Genomic DNA, 14,832 nt, shown 5'->3' on the forward strand with positions numbered 1-14,832 from the left:
ATTGACTTTCTATTGAAACTCATTTTTTTCACCTTATTTGCTTATTTTTTATACGAGAATACCGGTAATCAAAAACGAACTGGGAATACAATAATATAAAGATTCTTATTATAAATAAGCAGAAATAAAGCAATAAAAATACATTCGAAGCTTTATAATACTTTATTTTATTTTATAAAGGATTATATCATCCTAAATTAAAAATTAATGTACATCGTGTGTAACTATATCTTTACACTGAAAAACATTCAAAAATAAGGATTTCGGAGAGGTTGTATTCCCTGTTCCTTAGTACAGTCCTTTATGCCAGGGCATCTCCGTCTCTTTTCGGTGGGCTTTTTTCTACAGACCTGAGCTGTTCAAGTCTCATTTTTTCTCGTGGGCAGTCTTTCCCACGTTCAGGAGACTAAAATTCATTTTTCTTATGAAAAATACTCAGTTAAATAGGATTATGGTACAAAAAACAGACGCCATTTTTGTTACCCAGTTTTTTCGAGCACCCTGCGACCGCACCGACATTATCCTCCTTGTCAATGTGCCTAACAGGATTACTTCTGACTGGGTTACTTCTGGCAGGGTTACTTCTGACTGGGTTATTTCTGACAGGGTTACTTCTGACAGTTACTTTTTTGTTCGTTTTTTGGAGTGGCGAACATTAGAAACAACATCATAATTTGACAATTTGTATGCTTCCCAATTTAAGATAACATCCTCAGTGTTTGCGAAGCTCCTTCAGGCAGGTACCAGAAAAAATGAAGGAGGAAATAGCTTTTCATAACAATACAGTGCCTTCCTCTCCTTCTGAACACTCACTATTCACTCACTATTCACTTTTCCTGTGTGTGCTCCGAAACCCAGTCTCCTATCGTTTCTAAAGCAATCGGAGAGATTGTCTCTTCAATCGTTGCGTACTCAGAGGGAGACCCGGTTTGAGCGGTCTGGAATAAATGATTGAGCCCTGGCAGCTCTTTTACGGTATAGTCCTTATTGCCTCCTGCTTTGAGAGCTTCTTCGATAGCACGAAGGTTCTCTTCAGGTGGAACCTGGAGGTCTTTTTCGCCGTTTATCGCAAGGACCGGGCATTTCACCTGCATCAATGTCGGTCTGGGGTCGTATGTCAGGAAAAAGCGCACCCACGGCGATATCATAGTCTGGACCTGAGCGTTAACCTGAACGTCAAGGTCAGCTTCAGAGTAGCTGGCATTCTGTTTTTCTTCTTCGCTCATGTTTGCCATTTCATCCATTATAAGCTTGCGAAGTTTTTCCGCGGCAATTGTATTATTTTCTTCTTCTTTTACCACAGAGAACATACTCTTCATAAGAGCATCATTCTGCTCGATAGCCTCATTGCTTGCTCCGTCTGCCCTGGCAATCAGGTCGCTCTGCAACAGGATAATTTCTTCCCCGGTAATTCCAGGGCCTGCCATCATCACGATGAATGCAACATCAGGTGACTGCACTGCTACAATCGGGGCAATCAAACCGCCTTCACTATGCCCTATCAGCCCGATCTTGGTCGAGTCTATCTCTTCGCGGCTCTTCAGGTATTCAATTCCAGCGAGCACATCCCCTGCGAAATCTTCAGTAGTGGCCTGCGAAAAGTTTCCGGTCGATCCTCCGATGCCCCGGTCATCGACCCGGAGCACGGCGATACCCTGACGTGTCAGATAATCCGAGAGTACAAGGAACGGGCGGTGGCCAAAAACCCCTTCATCCCGATTTTGCGGACCGGAACCGGTTATGAGTACTACGACCGGAAATGGCCCTTCCGAGCGGGGAAGGGTTAACGTACCTGCAAGCTTTACTCCTGCTTCTGTATTTTCATAAACTACTTCTTCTTCATCATATGGATAGGGTTTTACAGGGTCCTGTTCCCTGCGAATTTCAGGTTTTTCATCAATACGGGAAAGCACAAGTGGAAGGGCTGATCCTGCCTGTTTCCACTCTCCTTCTATGGTTTTTCCGTCTTCTTTAAGTGTCCCTTCAAAAACTCCCCTGACAGATTTCACTTCAAGGCGCAGGTCCCCATCCTTATAGGTAACTGTCTCTACAGGTATGCCGCTTACTCCCTGGTCAGGGCTGTCCATAGTGGCAGTCGGTAAATCCCCAGGTCCGGTAGAGATGTTAAATAGAATTCTCAATTCCTGTCCACCCTGGATCTCCAGACTTCCCATCCAGAGGCCTTCGATGTCTTCGATGTCTTCGATGTTTCCAATTTTCTCTTCAGACATGTTATCGCTTTCAGAGATGCATCCTGAACCTGTTACAGTCACAATAACAATCAACAAAAAAAGGCAAATTAAGATTTTACGATTCATAAAAGACTCCCTTTGAACAATTGTCTATAAAATTTATTATTGAGTATGGTTTTTATCTATTTATGGTACTAAGCGACTTTTCCATTTAACATTGTTCATTTTTTAGATTATCGAAATAGTGGGTAGATCCGATATCTTCTATGGCTTATTTAAAAAAGTCATAATCTCGAAAGAAAAAAGAAAAATCACTGGATCATGGAATTGTGTCGTTAGAAGTCTCTGTTTCGCCAAAATCAATATCTAAATAAATAGCAATCGACTTATTTTGGAAGACGGAACAGTTACCCTGACTTCACCTATAAATATCATTTAATTCTTTTAACCTGCTTTCAGGAAAGTCTTCTTTCAGGAGTGAGAAAAGCATTCTATCAAAATATTTTTCCCCCACAAGCCAGTATTTTCTTTGTATGCATTCAGACTGAAAACCTGATCTTATCATCACCTTCTCTGATCCTGAATTGTCCCGGGCACAATCGCCTGTAAGCCTGAATGCATCTATAACATTGAAAGCGTAATGTACTAAGAAATTACAGGCAGTAGTACCATATCCTTTTTTCCACTGAGTATCATCTATCTGATACCCGATCAGATAATTCCCATTAGTGAATTCTATTGGAAGCAATGCACACTGCCCTATAGATTCGCCGGTACTATTTTTCCTGATGGAGAATATATGACAATCCGGTATTTTATCTTCCTTTAAAGAGTCCTCTATTGAAGTGACCAGCGGAGAAAAGTAAGTCACTGTATCTTCTTCTTTATTTGGCCCAAAAAACATGTATTTGCATACACTTTCTTTTGAAAGCATTGATGCTATGTCCTTTAGGTCTGCCTCCACACAATAGCTAAAAGATATGTCATCCTTGATCCACTTTGTTTTCATTGTGATCCCTGATCGCATAATAAATATTTGTGCCCCAAACTTATCAGTTTTTTAGGGCCCTTATCGGAGCAGGTACTTTACCCGACTCAGTTCCAAAATCCAGTGATAAAAGTAAGTGTAACACCATTAACTAAAATATATAATTATATACTTATTATATAATTTTACGGCACAAACATGGAACGGTAAATTTTTACCTTAATAAATTTTCTGAGCTCCCATTCTTTTGGAGTTTTTGGCGGGAAAAGCATAGAAAAGAAAAGAAAAGAATCTTATTGAAAGGGCAAAACAGATAAAGAAATCCATTTCTGATTAATCTTATCGGGTTTTCCGGACTGCTTATTTCTGGCAGCCCGGGTCCGGAGATTGTATTTAAAAGCAGAAGCTTATCATTTTTAATTTCTTATTCCATTTTTAATTTCTTATTCGTTTTTTGGTCACGATAGAGCTTTTTATGTTACAAATTTACTGTGTTCTCTGTTTGAGGAAGTCTTTAATCTTGATAAGCTGCTGTTGAGAGGGTTGGCTTTTAGATGGCGATGTTTTGTTTTTACTGCCTTGCACCTTTGGAAGGTTTGCGTTCATATTTTGCGTCCTTCTTTGCATATATTGCTGGTGCTGGAGCGTTTGCCGTGGGTTTCCCATATGCTGCTCCTGCCTTCTGGGTATCACCGATGGTCTTTGTCATAAATAAACACCTCTATAGTTATATTTTATATAAGTGCTTAGTTAATCTGTCTTAATTATAGATTCCAACCAGAATGTTCACTTATTCAAGAGACTTTTATAAAATCAATTTATTAAACTATTATTGAACTTATCAATCTATGATTGATCTACAATGAATTTCAGAGCAGTAGCTTATCCGTTTTTATGTTTTATTCCATTTTTCAGACACGAATGAGCTCTTAATGTTCAGATTTGCTATATTTCCGGTTTGAGGAAGTCTTGAATATTGATAAGCTACTGCTGAGAGGATTGGCTTTCAGGTAGAGATTGATTTAGTTTTATTTCTTTGCACCTTTGGACGGTTTGCTGTCAGCTTTTGCGTCCTTCTTTACAGCTTTTGTCGGTGCTGGAGCTTTTCCACAAGTAGCTCCTGTTTTCTGAGTATCGCCAATTGTTTTTGTCATAAATAAACACCTTTATATCTATATTTCATATAAGTGCTTAATTATATTTGCTGAATCATATTAATCAGTTTATTTATTGGATATTTATTAGTACCCAACTAAATATTCACTTATTCAAGAAACTCTTATAATACTAACTTACCAAACTATAATTGAACTTACTAAATTATACTCTAATTTGCCAATCAATAACTCCTGATTAATCTATGATGGATTTAAGAGCAGCAGCTTATCCTTTTTTAATTATTATTCCGTTTTTTAGTTATGATAGAGGCTCTCAATGTTACAAATTTACTGAATTTCCAGTTTTAGGAAGTTTTGAATCTTGATAAGCTGTTGCTGAGAGGGTTGGCTTTCAGGTAGAGATTAATTTGTTCTTATTTCTTTGAACCTTTGGACGGTTTGCTGTCAGCTTTTGCGTCCTTCTTTGAGGATTTTGCCGGTGCTGGGGCTTTTGCCTGGGTTTTTCCACTGGCTGCTCCTGCCTTCTGAGAATCACCAATTGTCTTTGCCATAACTAATCACCTCTGATATAATTTTTTATATAAGTACCAATTATACTCTCTTAAATATATATATTAGTTTCTTACCCAAACATTCACTTATTAAAAAAACTCATATAGAATGAACATATCAAACTATGATTGAACTTATCAATATCTGATAAATCCAGGCTGGTGATACTATACCCTCAGACAATTTAATTCCAAAAAACAGGCTGTTGAAAAGAATAGATGAAACACTAAAAGGCACGGGGAACAAGGAATAAATGCGACTGTATTAATCCATTATTTCGTAATGTCGGTGGTCACGGAGTCTCGAATGAATAATGTGTAAATACTTAAGTATAATTATTTAAGTCCGAAACTATAAAAACGGTTTTATAAGGAGTCCGAACGGGTTTTGTAATGAATCTTATCAGATTTCTTGAATTATTGCTCATCCTGACTTGATTTCTGCAAACCCGTTCAGAACTTCCGTTATCCCGTTCATTCAGTGATAATGTCTACAAGTTCCAACTTTTCCGATCCGCCTTTTACTGTCATCTCCAGAACCGGACCTGTTCCGGCAGCATAATATTTGTTTTCCTCAATGCCAGGCTCAAGAGGGGTCCATTCTTTTGTTTTCAGGCAATCCTTAAAAGAACCGTAAGCAACGGAAACCGATTCGTTCAGAGCGATAACTTCAGCCATATCTTCTGCTTCACCGGCCAGGTACTCCTGCCGATAAGTATCGCCGACCTGAGGGTTCCCTTCCATTAGAATTCCGGGTTGAGCTCCGTCAACGCCAGCTTCCCAGGAACCTTCGGTACTTATGAGTTTTCCGTCTTCATATTCTCTGGAATCCTCCCCGAAGTACCAGACATTCCCATCCCTATCCTGAGCGTACCAGTCAAAAGTCTCTTCGGTCAACTCCCCATCTTCAAATACCCGGTCCCGGACAACAATTGTATTTACTCCCATTACCAGCCTGTTTTCATTGGTTACAAAAACCTCATCTCTTATCGTTTCGTCTTCAGACTCACCTTCATAGACAAAAGTTGTGCCCGGAGTCAACGGAAAATAAGGATTGTCTATAATCTCGACAAAATCATCAGGATTAATGACAGGGTTATATCCACTTTCCCCTTCAGTTTCCACTCCCTCTTCAGTTACTCCTTCAGTTACTCCTTCAGTTGTCCCTTCAGTTACTCCTTCGTCGGTTCCTTCAGTTACCCCTTCGGTCACTTCGCCTTCTGTTTCATTCATTGTATCTTCTTCAGGTACATTTTGAGAACAGCCGGAAGCAAATAACATCGTTGCAATAAGCACTACAGTTACAAAAAAACTGAATCTTTTAATTCTCCTCACCCCAGTTATTTAATTTTAAAAAATTATTGATATATACTCGACCCAGCTATGCAATGATACATTCATCAAATTATACAGCCTTCAAATGATACATTCATCAAATTATACAGCCATCAAATGATACAGTAATATATATTATAAATAACATATTTTATTAATATGATGTAAGAAGTTTGGAGAAGAATCAACCTTATCTTTTTCCCCTCAACTTTCCAACTACGCCGGAGAAATCAAGCTCTTTTTCAGATATTTCTTTTTCCTGCTCTCTCTTTTGTACCCTTTCCAGTCTTCTATCCACTATGTATTCTCCAATAGGAGTGACAAAACCAATCAGTATCCCCAACCCTATAAAAATATAAATAATTGTAAAAATCTTCCCGTAGTTGGTTTCGGGGGTAAAATCTCCATACCCCACAGTTGTCAGGGTGATAACCGAAAAATAGAGCGAATCAAGCCAGCTCCAGCCCTCAACAGAATGGTAGAAAAAAGTACCTATTGCAAGCGTCAGCACCGCGATATACAGGAGGGATCGGAACTTCTCGTCCTCAAGCATCCTTCTTATCACTCTTAAAAATGCCAGTAAAGTTAAGAGAAACGGAATCGTAGTCTTTTCTCCCCCAACAAATTATATTATCCAATTCCAGATCCACCTGAGCGAGCAAAACCCTGAGCTCTTCAGAGTTGGAACTCTAATGGTAAAAAATTGGTTCGTAACCTCTCCCAAACTATATATTTCCAATCATGGCTTAAAAAGACATCTATGAGGGAGTAAGCCCGTGATTTATTCCTTTTGAGAGAATAAACACAGGTAACACAGGTTATCAGAAACTGCTGGTCCTTAAAAACACCGGCATTCGTTGCGATCCCATTTCCTGAACCCTTTCCCGAGAAGGTACAGTGCAACAGGAACCAGCAACAGGTCCACAAGCGCATAGTACGGACCAAACATGGACAGGATTATATTAAGCATCAGGAGTGGCATGACTGAAAGCATATAAATGGCAAAGGTCTTTCCGTTGTAGAGGTTAATAGAGGGAGAAAGCCCTGTCAGGTAAATGAGTACAGAAACCATATAAAATGAGATCGTAAGGAAGAGCAATAGGGACGGGACCAGGGAAGAAGGTTCTCTTTTAAGGGCGAGCATTGTAAGAATTACGAGTGGGACCAGGTTAAGGATAAGGTAGCTGTTCAGTTTGCTCTTTATCATGTCAGAGGCTTTCAGGGGGAGAAAGGCATAGGAAGCAAAAATATCGTACTCGGTAAGCCAGTTGTACATTGAAGATGATAGCACGCCGAGCACCAGGGCAAAAAGCGTAAGTGTGCTCAAAGCCGGTATAACCTTTCCGAGAGCTGACAGCAGTGTCCAGACAAGCAGAAGAGGCAGCACGAAAGAGAATATTATTTTTCCGAGCCCTCCTTCACTTCTTTTAAGGTCAATGGAATCTTTTGCAACAAAGGCTGCATATCTGTATGAACCCAGATACCTGCAGAGCTTTGAAAAGGAATTGGAAAAGCTCTTTTGAGCCTGTGGAAAGTCGATTTTCAGGAAAATAAGCGACAGAACTGAAGGAACAAGGATCAGAACACCGGAAAGCAGAAGCTGGTTTTCGGACTGAACAAGGAAAAAGGAAAGGCTTGGCAGGCCATAAAGGGTACCCTGGTTAAGGTTTCCGGAGATATGGAGCAGGAGAACAGAAGCAGCAAACAGGCAGAAAAGCGAGATCTTTCCTGAGTGTGCATAAACAGTAGACAGGAAGAATATTGCAGAAATCCCGATCATAAAGGAAAGGGAAAGGGTCAGAAGAAGAGTCATAAGGGTTGAAGGAGCACCAAAATTGCCCGCAGGGACAAATTCTGCAGCAAGGGCAAAGCCTGTGACGAAGGGCAGGATGTAAAAGATAAAATAGTATACGATATCTTTTCCCAGGAAATTGGCAAAGATAAACCTTTCAGAAACAGGAAGCACTCTCGAAGAATATGCAATCAGGCTTGCCTGCCCGAAGCGGCGGTTCATTAATTCGCGGCCCATAAGCCCGAAAGCACCTGCCATACCTCCCACAAGCAGGAATAAGTAATGCATCCCAAGGGCTATCTGGGCATCGGTAACGATATCCCTGAACACAGGCAGGACAAGGCTTACAAAAAATGTAAACAGAAAAATAAAGACTGGAAAGAGGGCAAAACCGCTGTGTCCGAAGAGACTTGAGTGTATCCGCCACTCTTCTTTAATCATACCTTTGAAGATGTCAAACATAAAATCCCTGCACCTTGTTGTTTTTGGTACTCACTATTCTTCATGCGTGCTATTTTTCACACTTACTTTTTTATGCTTGCTTTTTCCACACCTTTTTTTGCGCACAGAAAAGACTGTCCTCTCACACATCCTGCTTTCACATATCCAGAGCAATTGCAGATATGCACATGAAAGACCTTAGTATGGAGTGAGTAGTATGGAGTGAGTAGTATGGAGTGAGTAGGACCTCAAAAATGGTGTGAGAAGGACCTCCAAATAGTTTGCAAGGTACCCTCAGGCCAGTGCCGAAACCCCTTTCGGAGGTTCTTTCAAAATCTCTTTTGAAACGCCTTTCCACCTGCTGACAAGTTCCAGGAAGAAATCTTCAAAGTTTTTGCCTTGAAGCTCAGGGTCGTCAAAGCGGCCTGTATGGATCAGTTTTCCTCTGTAAATAATTCCGATATTTGTGCAGATCTCTTTTGCGATTTCAAGGATGTGCGTGGAAATGAAAATTGTTCCTCCATCCTCTACGTAACCCCGTAAGAAATCCTTGACTTTCCTCTGCATCACAGGATCAAGATTAATAAGTGGCTCATCGATAATGGCAAGTTCAGGTTCATGCAGAAAAGCCTGGGCAAACATGAGTTTCTGCCTTGTACCTCTTGAAAGGTCTTTGCATAGTGAGGTTTTCTGGTCCTCAAAATCGAAGAACTCAAACCATTTATCGCAGACTTTCTCATAGTGTTCCATTTTTCTTACCTTTGCAACGAAGTGCAGGTACTCTTCCGCAGTCAGGAAACTTGGGGGAGTCTCCTGTTCCGGAATAATGCCTACAAGTTCCCTGACCCGCAGGGGATCTTCGAGCACATTTATCCCGTGTACCTTAAGAGTACCGGAGGTTGGCTTTATCTGCCCTGTAAGCATTTTGATTATAGTTGTTTTTCCGGAGCCGTTTGGGCCCAGGAGACCAAAAAGTTCACCTTTCTTTATAGAAAGATCCACGCCATCTACTGCTTTTGTCTGTCCGTAAGATTTAGAAAGACCCTTTACCTCAATCATATTTCAGGCTCCTTCAAAGCTGTAATGCTCCAACAGTTAATGCTCCAACAGTTAATGCTCCAACAGTCAAATAACTCTTTTAAGATACTCTTAATATATTTTTAAGCCTTTCGCTGTTCAAGAAAATATATGAAATATCTCTGTATATCTGATTATGTATTCAACAAGCCCTTATTTCATAAGGGCTGTTGATCCCTGGAGTCATAAAAAAGCATTAATCTTCATGATATAAGAGCATTAATCTTTGTGACATATATTGACCAGTTCCCTATAAGACTCTTTGATAATTATTTTGTAGATGATGTATATAGGGATTGCGAGTACCATGCCGAGAGGGCCTAACAGCTTGGAAGCGGCAAGAGTTAGAACCACACTTAATAGCGGGTTAATATTCACTTTTTCCGAGATCATGAATGGAATGAGGTAAAGGTTGTCAATAAGCTGGGCAATAATAACCGTTATAACTGCAAAGAGAGCTGTCATCGGACTATCAATGTAACCTACAATAACTGGAGGGATTGCCCCTAGAAGAGGGCCGATATAAGGAATGATGTTTAGAAAGCCTGCCAGAATGCCAAGGAAAAGCCACCCTTCAAGGCCTGCCAGATAAAACCCTATACAGCAAATAAGACCTACAATAGCAGACTCAATCATTTTCGCACTGAAGAAATCCTCAAGTTCATGGCCTATACTTTTTAAGGCCCTGATGATCCCGTCTGCATGTTCCGGAGGAGCGTAAGCCTGAATGTAATTTCCTATTTTGTTATGGTGCTTGAAATATACACCAAACATTAGGGGGATTATCAATACTCCGGTAAAAAAATAATAAGATATCTTCGAGACCGTATCCGCAATTCCGGAAAAGATGGTGTTTCCTATTTTTTGAAGGTCCTGGGGTTTAATAACGCCGGAATCCGCAAGCTTTGAAAGTTCGGACTCATGTTCGGTAAAAAGGGCAGAAGCTCCGCTTGCGTAGTCCTGCTGTATGTTACTGAAATCCCCTATAAGGACTCCAAGGCCCTGTAACTGGCTACCCACAAGGAAGAGGACAGCAAGCCCTGCACCGGTGAGAAGGACTAAACCCACCGCTTTTCGATTGCAGTTCGGAAACCTGTCCATGCACCTGTTGAATACCTTAATCACTTTTTCTGCAATCAAGATCAGGATTGCACCTGCAATAAGGACTATGAAAATGTCCTCAAAATAGAAGAGTATCGCAAAAAACAATATGAAAAGTATGGTTGTTAATGCCAGAAACTGCCAGATGTTACGGTTAGTACTGAGGGGCATGCACTTCTACCTTTGAAAATCTTATCTGGGTATTATCAATATAAAGTTTTTGTCCAGATAGTTCCCTATAAGTATAAATAATAGTTCCTTTCAGTCTGTTGAAGTCAAAAATAAGAAATTGATAACTATAAAAAATTGAAAAGTATTTCTGCGTTGATTGAGAACCAAAAAATTTTCTCCTTTTTCTTCAGACCCTGATCCTTTTTTCATAGAACCTTTCTGAAGCAAAGATATTGCTTCCGGGAGTCAGGGAATTCAGTTCACTGGCGGTTTCACTTAAAGAAAGCATAAAATCTGCTCTCATCCTTAAAATGAGCTCTTCTGGCTGGACGCAGCAAAAAAGGGTTGGTTCGCCTTCAATTATCCTGACGTAGCCTTTTTTCTCCATCCCTCTGAGGGTTCCATAGATTTTAGGCCTCGGGACTCCCGCATTTTCGGCAATATCCCTAGCTTTTGCCTGCTTCAGGCAGACAAGGGATGCATAAACCTTGGCTTCGTTGCCGGTAAAACCCAGTTTCTGAAGGTTCTCAATAAGCTTAAGAGGCATTCAGGTTTCCTCCATCTTTCACGCGCTGAGATATGATCTATCTTAAGTTTTCATTATCTAACGGTTCCATTTCCTCGTTCAGTCCCTCAAGAATTTCATATAACTAAAATTCTCCATAACCAAATTGCAGCCACCTTATTCAGGCAGTCCTATTTGCATCTATTTTCCGCAGGAGTTTTACCATAGTTTCAAGGCTGTGCAAATAATCCTCAACGTCCTTATCGTCAACAAACTGAAGGATTTCATCAGCCATTTCGCTGGTAATCTGTTTTAAGCAATTATAATAATCAAGCCCCTTTTCAGTAAGGGAAACAAGCACCTTTCTCCTGTCATCTGGATCGGTTTTCCTGTACACAATCCCTTTCTTTTCCAGGTCATCAACCATCCTCGTCAGGCTGCTCTTCTCCATCCCTGTGTATTTTCCAAGCGTAGAAGGCATAATTTCTCCTTCTATTCCTATGATTTTAATCACCATTGGCTGGTTCTTGCTCAGTTCCCTGAACTTACCTGCAATTTTTTTCTGAAAAGTCTGCTCAAAAATCAGGTTATCAAGAGCCTCTCTTTCCATTGACAGGAGAATGATCTTACTCAATCTAGTCTCGTCCATTTTTTTATCGTCCCTTTTTACCGGAATCTGCCGGACCCTGACCCGAAAAACTGGCCTATAATTTTTAGAATTGTAATGAATTATCATGAAACATGTTGAATTTTCAATTATACAAAATCTTATAATTGATATCTCAATAGTTGATATATCAACTAATATCTTGTACTATATAAACATTCCGACACTTTTTCGAACTGCAGGCAATAAACTCAGACATGACTTAATTTTGGGATTTTTACAAAACCGAACATACCTGAATTGTTTTATCAATCAATGGAAATAAAAAGAAAAAAGAAAAAGGGACAAAGTTAATTAAAAATTCAATATGCTTTTAGATACAAAAAAATTCTTAATTGTCTTCAGGTCTTATTGTCATTTTCAGGTCATTTTTTCATTTGTTTCCCTTTCTGCCCGAAATCAAGAAAGCGATCAGATAACTCCGACGGGTGGAAAATCCAGAAAAGAAGTAATTGAAGGTTTATTTGCAAGCTTATTTGCAGGCTTATGTTTCTCGAAGTTTCTCGTAAATACTGTCTATATTCCCCGAACGTGTGATTATGAGAAGCTCGTCCCCTTCTTCAAGCTTCGGGTTTTCTCGTGCAAGGATAAAGTCAGTTTTCCTGTAAAGCCCGATACAGTCGGTATTTTCTGAAAACTGGATTTCAGAAATCTTTTTGCCGGCATGCTGTTCCCCTGTAACGAAGCTGATTACGCGGACGTCAGCCCGGATAAGGTTGCTAAGCTCGATTGTATCAATTCCGCGCAGGGTATCAGAAATAATGGTTGAGGAGATATGAGGCGGATTAATCGCAGAGCTAATCCCCAGCTTTTTTGCAATTTCCATAAACTTTGTATCGTCGGTCTTGACAATGACCCTTTTAACTCCTGCTTCCTGTGCAATCAGACCTATCAGAATATTGTCCTGGTCATGGTTGGTGCAGGCCACAATTGCATCCGTTGAATCCATTCCTGCTTTTTCAAGGATGTCCGGGTGGGTGCCCTCTGCATTGATTACGGTGCAGTCAAGTTCTTCAGCAAGCTCCCTGGCAATTTCCTCGTCCTTTTCTATAAGGACAACTTCATTTCCCTGCTGGATCATCGTGCGGGTCAGGTGCATCCCCAGGGAACTCGCTCCAATAATGATTACTCTCATTTTTTTCTTTCCTTTCCTTTATTATGACCTTTTTCTTTTTTTCGTAGCCTTTGTGATTATTCTTAATCTTTTAACTTTTATTCCCTCTACTACTCTCTACTGCTCTCTTCTACACTCTTCTACACTCTCCCTCTTATAAATTTCTTTCAGGCTGTATCTTCTTGGACTCTTTTTTCTCCGGTTTTTACTCTGCTTTCTTCGGTTTTACTCCTTCTCTCAAGCCATGTCCTGGGCAGGAGCAGGATGAAGAGCGGAATTATCTCTACTCTCCCAAGCAGCATATCAGCACAAAGCACAAGCTTCAGGAGGGACGGCATGCCGGGAGCTGTCACGCCTGTTGAAAGCCCTGCCGTAGCCAGAGCACTTGAAGTCTCGAAAATAGCATCTGCTGAGTTTATGCCGTAAAGCATGAAAATGAAAGCTGAGAACACAAGTACAGCTGAATAAAGCAGCACATAGGTCATGATGTGGTAGACTTCGTTGGAATCGACTACCTGTGACTTTACCTTGAGAGGGGTAATTGCTTCCCTGGGGAGAAAAAAGCGGTAGAAAACCAGTCTTATGAGCTGCACGATTACAATTAACCGGAAAAGCTTGATCCCACCTGTGGTTGAGCCTATGCTGCCTCCTATACACATAATTGCACTGAGAAAACCTTTTGAAGCATCTGAAAGGGGAGCCATGTCTATAGTGGAAAAACCGGTTCCGGTAAGGGCTGAGACTACCTGAAAAGCAGCATCAGGCAACGTATACAGCAGTTCAATCCCGCCTGTTCCTCCTGAGAGTGTTAAAGCAAAAAGGGCTGTCCCCAGCACTGAAAGCCCGAGCAGGTACCTTACCTGTGGGTCCCTTATAAGCGCCCTAGGGTCCTTCAGGACTTCCGGATAGAGCGAGAAGCTGATTGCACCCATTATACAGGAAATTGTTATCAGAAACGGGATCAAAAAACCCTCATATGCTCCGATGCTTGCAGTCTGCGTTGAAAATCCGCCTGTAGAAATCGCGCTCAAAGCATGGCAGACAGCTTCATAAAAAGGCAGTCCGCTGAGGAGCAGGAGTGTCAGTGAGAGCAGGGTCAGGACAAAATAAACCGTGCCAAGGGTCCTGGCAGTTGCAATTACACTGGGGCGGATCCGGCTTTCCCCGAAGTTCACTCTATAAAGCCTGAATGCCGTAGTTCCCGGGCGGATAAGGATTCCAAGCACAAGCACGATTATGCCTATTCCTCCTATCCACTGTAGCCAGGAGCGGGTAAAGAAAAAGAGCCTTGTAGGAGAAGGAGGGGCAAGGCTCAGACCTGTTGTTGTCAGACCCGATACACACTCGAAAAAAGCATCCAAAAAAGGCATTCCGGTGAAAAGCGCCATTGGCACTGCACTAACTAAAGAGCAAAGTGGAAAAGTAATAGCTGCAAGGATCAAGGCTTCTTTTATTTCAAGTTCAAAATCCGGAAGCACTTTCTGGAGTATAACACCAGTTCCCGCAGTTATAAGGGCACTGGTTCCATAAATAACAGCTGCAGCTGTTTCCCCGAGAACAAATGCTGCAAGCATAGGGACAAGCAGGACTGCTGAAAAGACCAGCAGAAGATGTCCCGTGTACCTCAGGACAGCAAGGGGGTTTACCGGAGAGACAAGCTCATACATAAGGACCTAATTACATTTTTTTTATTTAAGCCTGTTTCACTCTGAAAATCCAACATAGTAATTCTGTGAAAATGCTTATTTTTTGAAACGGACTCATATTTTTATTGTTTTTT

Annotated in this window: 14 protein-coding genes; all 14 read right to left on the bottom strand. The window is 40.9% G+C overall.

Features of this window, described 5'->3' with window-relative positions:
• Window positions 1-827: 827 nt before the first annotated feature.
• On the bottom strand, window positions 828-2,273 hold the full coding sequence (locus EO92_RS06855; RefSeq protein WP_235283227.1) for a S9 family peptidase: 1,446 nt from the start codon (window positions 2,271-2,273) through the stop codon (window positions 828-830).
• A gap of 337 nt (window positions 2,274-2,610) precedes the next feature.
• Window positions 2,611-3,201 (bottom strand): GNAT family N-acetyltransferase, encoded by a 591-nt coding sequence (locus tag EO92_RS06860; RefSeq protein WP_048170294.1) that lies wholly within the window; start codon window positions 3,199-3,201, stop codon window positions 2,611-2,613.
• Window positions 3,202-3,751: 550 nt separating this feature from the next.
• Window positions 3,752-3,889, bottom strand: coding sequence for a hypothetical protein (locus EO92_RS17600; protein WP_156165750.1), 138 nt, complete (start codon window positions 3,887-3,889; stop codon window positions 3,752-3,754).
• A 319-nt stretch (window positions 3,890-4,208) separates the two neighbouring features.
• Window positions 4,209-4,334 (bottom strand): hypothetical protein, encoded by a 126-nt coding sequence (locus EO92_RS18785; RefSeq protein WP_255350332.1) that lies wholly within the window; start codon window positions 4,332-4,334, stop codon window positions 4,209-4,211.
• 377 nt (window positions 4,335-4,711) lie between these two features.
• Window positions 4,712-4,849 carry a hypothetical protein gene (locus tag EO92_RS17605; RefSeq protein WP_156161208.1) on the bottom strand — a complete coding sequence of 46 codons (138 nt, stop codon included), beginning with the start codon at window positions 4,847-4,849 and terminating at the stop codon, window positions 4,712-4,714.
• Between the two features lie 474 nt (window positions 4,850-5,323).
• On the bottom strand, window positions 5,324-6,082 hold the full coding sequence (locus tag EO92_RS06865) for a hypothetical protein (protein WP_162197453.1): 759 nt from the start codon (window positions 6,080-6,082) through the stop codon (window positions 5,324-5,326).
• A gap of 292 nt (window positions 6,083-6,374) precedes the next feature.
• Window positions 6,375-6,737 (bottom strand): potassium channel family protein, encoded by a 363-nt coding sequence (locus tag EO92_RS06870; RefSeq protein WP_048170296.1) that lies wholly within the window; start codon window positions 6,735-6,737, stop codon window positions 6,375-6,377.
• Between the two features lie 285 nt (window positions 6,738-7,022).
• Window positions 7,023-8,438 carry a hypothetical protein gene (locus EO92_RS06875; RefSeq protein WP_048170299.1) on the bottom strand — a complete coding sequence of 472 codons (1,416 nt, stop codon included), beginning with the start codon at window positions 8,436-8,438 and terminating at the stop codon, window positions 7,023-7,025.
• A 273-nt stretch (window positions 8,439-8,711) separates the two neighbouring features.
• Window positions 8,712-9,476: an ABC transporter ATP-binding protein gene (locus tag EO92_RS06880; protein WP_048170300.1), complete on the bottom strand. Its 765-nt coding sequence runs from the start codon at window positions 9,474-9,476 to the stop codon at window positions 8,712-8,714.
• Window positions 9,477-9,713: 237 nt separating this feature from the next.
• Complete coding sequence (locus EO92_RS06885) at window positions 9,714-10,766, bottom strand: AI-2E family transporter (protein ID WP_048170302.1); 1,053 nt, start codon at window positions 10,764-10,766, stop codon at window positions 9,714-9,716.
• A gap of 187 nt (window positions 10,767-10,953) precedes the next feature.
• A complete protein-coding gene (locus tag EO92_RS06890) occupies window positions 10,954-11,313 on the bottom strand; it encodes a TrmB family transcriptional regulator (RefSeq protein ID WP_048170304.1) in 360 nt (119 codons plus the stop codon).
• 139 nt (window positions 11,314-11,452) lie between these two features.
• Complete coding sequence (locus EO92_RS06895) at window positions 11,453-11,920, bottom strand: MarR family winged helix-turn-helix transcriptional regulator (RefSeq protein WP_048170306.1); 468 nt, start codon at window positions 11,918-11,920, stop codon at window positions 11,453-11,455.
• 502 nt (window positions 11,921-12,422) lie between these two features.
• Window positions 12,423-13,073 carry a TrkA family potassium uptake protein gene (locus EO92_RS06900; RefSeq protein ID WP_048170308.1) on the bottom strand — a complete coding sequence of 217 codons (651 nt, stop codon included), beginning with the start codon at window positions 13,071-13,073 and terminating at the stop codon, window positions 12,423-12,425.
• Window positions 13,074-13,219: 146 nt separating this feature from the next.
• The gene (locus EO92_RS06905; RefSeq protein WP_048170311.1) at window positions 13,220-14,719 is read right to left on the bottom strand and encodes a TrkH family potassium uptake protein; all 1,500 of its coding nucleotides are present in this window, start codon (window positions 14,717-14,719) and stop codon (window positions 13,220-13,222) included.
• Window positions 14,720-14,832 lie beyond the last annotated feature (113 nt).

Origin of the sequence: Methanosarcina sp. 2.H.A.1B.4 (genome assembly GCF_000979385.1) — an archaeon.
In the GTDB taxonomy this organism is placed as follows: Archaea; Halobacteriota; Methanosarcinia; order Methanosarcinales; family Methanosarcinaceae; genus Methanosarcina.

Bases quoted from the DNA above. Each gene is read 5' to 3' on its own strand.
- EO92_RS06860 (WP_048170294.1), bottom strand. From the start codon at position 3,201: ATGAAAACAAAGTGGATCAAGGATGACATATCTTTTAGCTATTGTGTG.
- EO92_RS17600 (WP_156165750.1), bottom strand. From the start codon at position 3,889: ATGACAAAGACCATCGGTGATACCCAGAAGGCAGGAGCAGCATATGGG.
- EO92_RS18785 (WP_255350332.1), bottom strand. From the start codon at position 4,334: ATGACAAAAACAATTGGCGATACTCAGAAAACAGGAGCTACTTGTGGA.
- EO92_RS17605 (WP_156161208.1), bottom strand. From the start codon at position 4,849: ATGGCAAAGACAATTGGTGATTCTCAGAAGGCAGGAGCAGCCAGTGGA.
- EO92_RS06865 (WP_162197453.1), bottom strand. From the start codon at position 6,082: ATGAATGAAACAGAAGGCGAAGTGACCGAAGGGGTAACTGAAGGAACC.
- EO92_RS06870 (WP_048170296.1), bottom strand. From the start codon at position 6,737: ATGCTTGAGGACGAGAAGTTCCGATCCCTCCTGTATATCGCGGTGCTG.
- EO92_RS06875 (WP_048170299.1), bottom strand. From the start codon at position 8,438: ATGTTTGACATCTTCAAAGGTATGATTAAAGAAGAGTGGCGGATACAC.
- EO92_RS06880 (WP_048170300.1), bottom strand. From the start codon at position 9,476: ATGATTGAGGTAAAGGGTCTTTCTAAATCTTACGGACAGACAAAAGCA.
- EO92_RS06885 (WP_048170302.1), bottom strand. From the start codon at position 10,766: ATGCCCCTCAGTACTAACCGTAACATCTGGCAGTTTCTGGCATTAACA.
- EO92_RS06890 (WP_048170304.1), bottom strand. From the start codon at position 11,313: ATGCCTCTTAAGCTTATTGAGAACCTTCAGAAACTGGGTTTTACCGGC.
- EO92_RS06895 (WP_048170306.1), bottom strand. From the start codon at position 11,920: ATGGACGAGACTAGATTGAGTAAGATCATTCTCCTGTCAATGGAAAGA.
- EO92_RS06900 (WP_048170308.1), bottom strand. From the start codon at position 13,073: ATGAGAGTAATCATTATTGGAGCGAGTTCCCTGGGGATGCACCTGACC.
- EO92_RS06905 (WP_048170311.1), bottom strand. From the start codon at position 14,719: ATGTATGAGCTTGTCTCTCCGGTAAACCCCCTTGCTGTCCTGAGGTAC.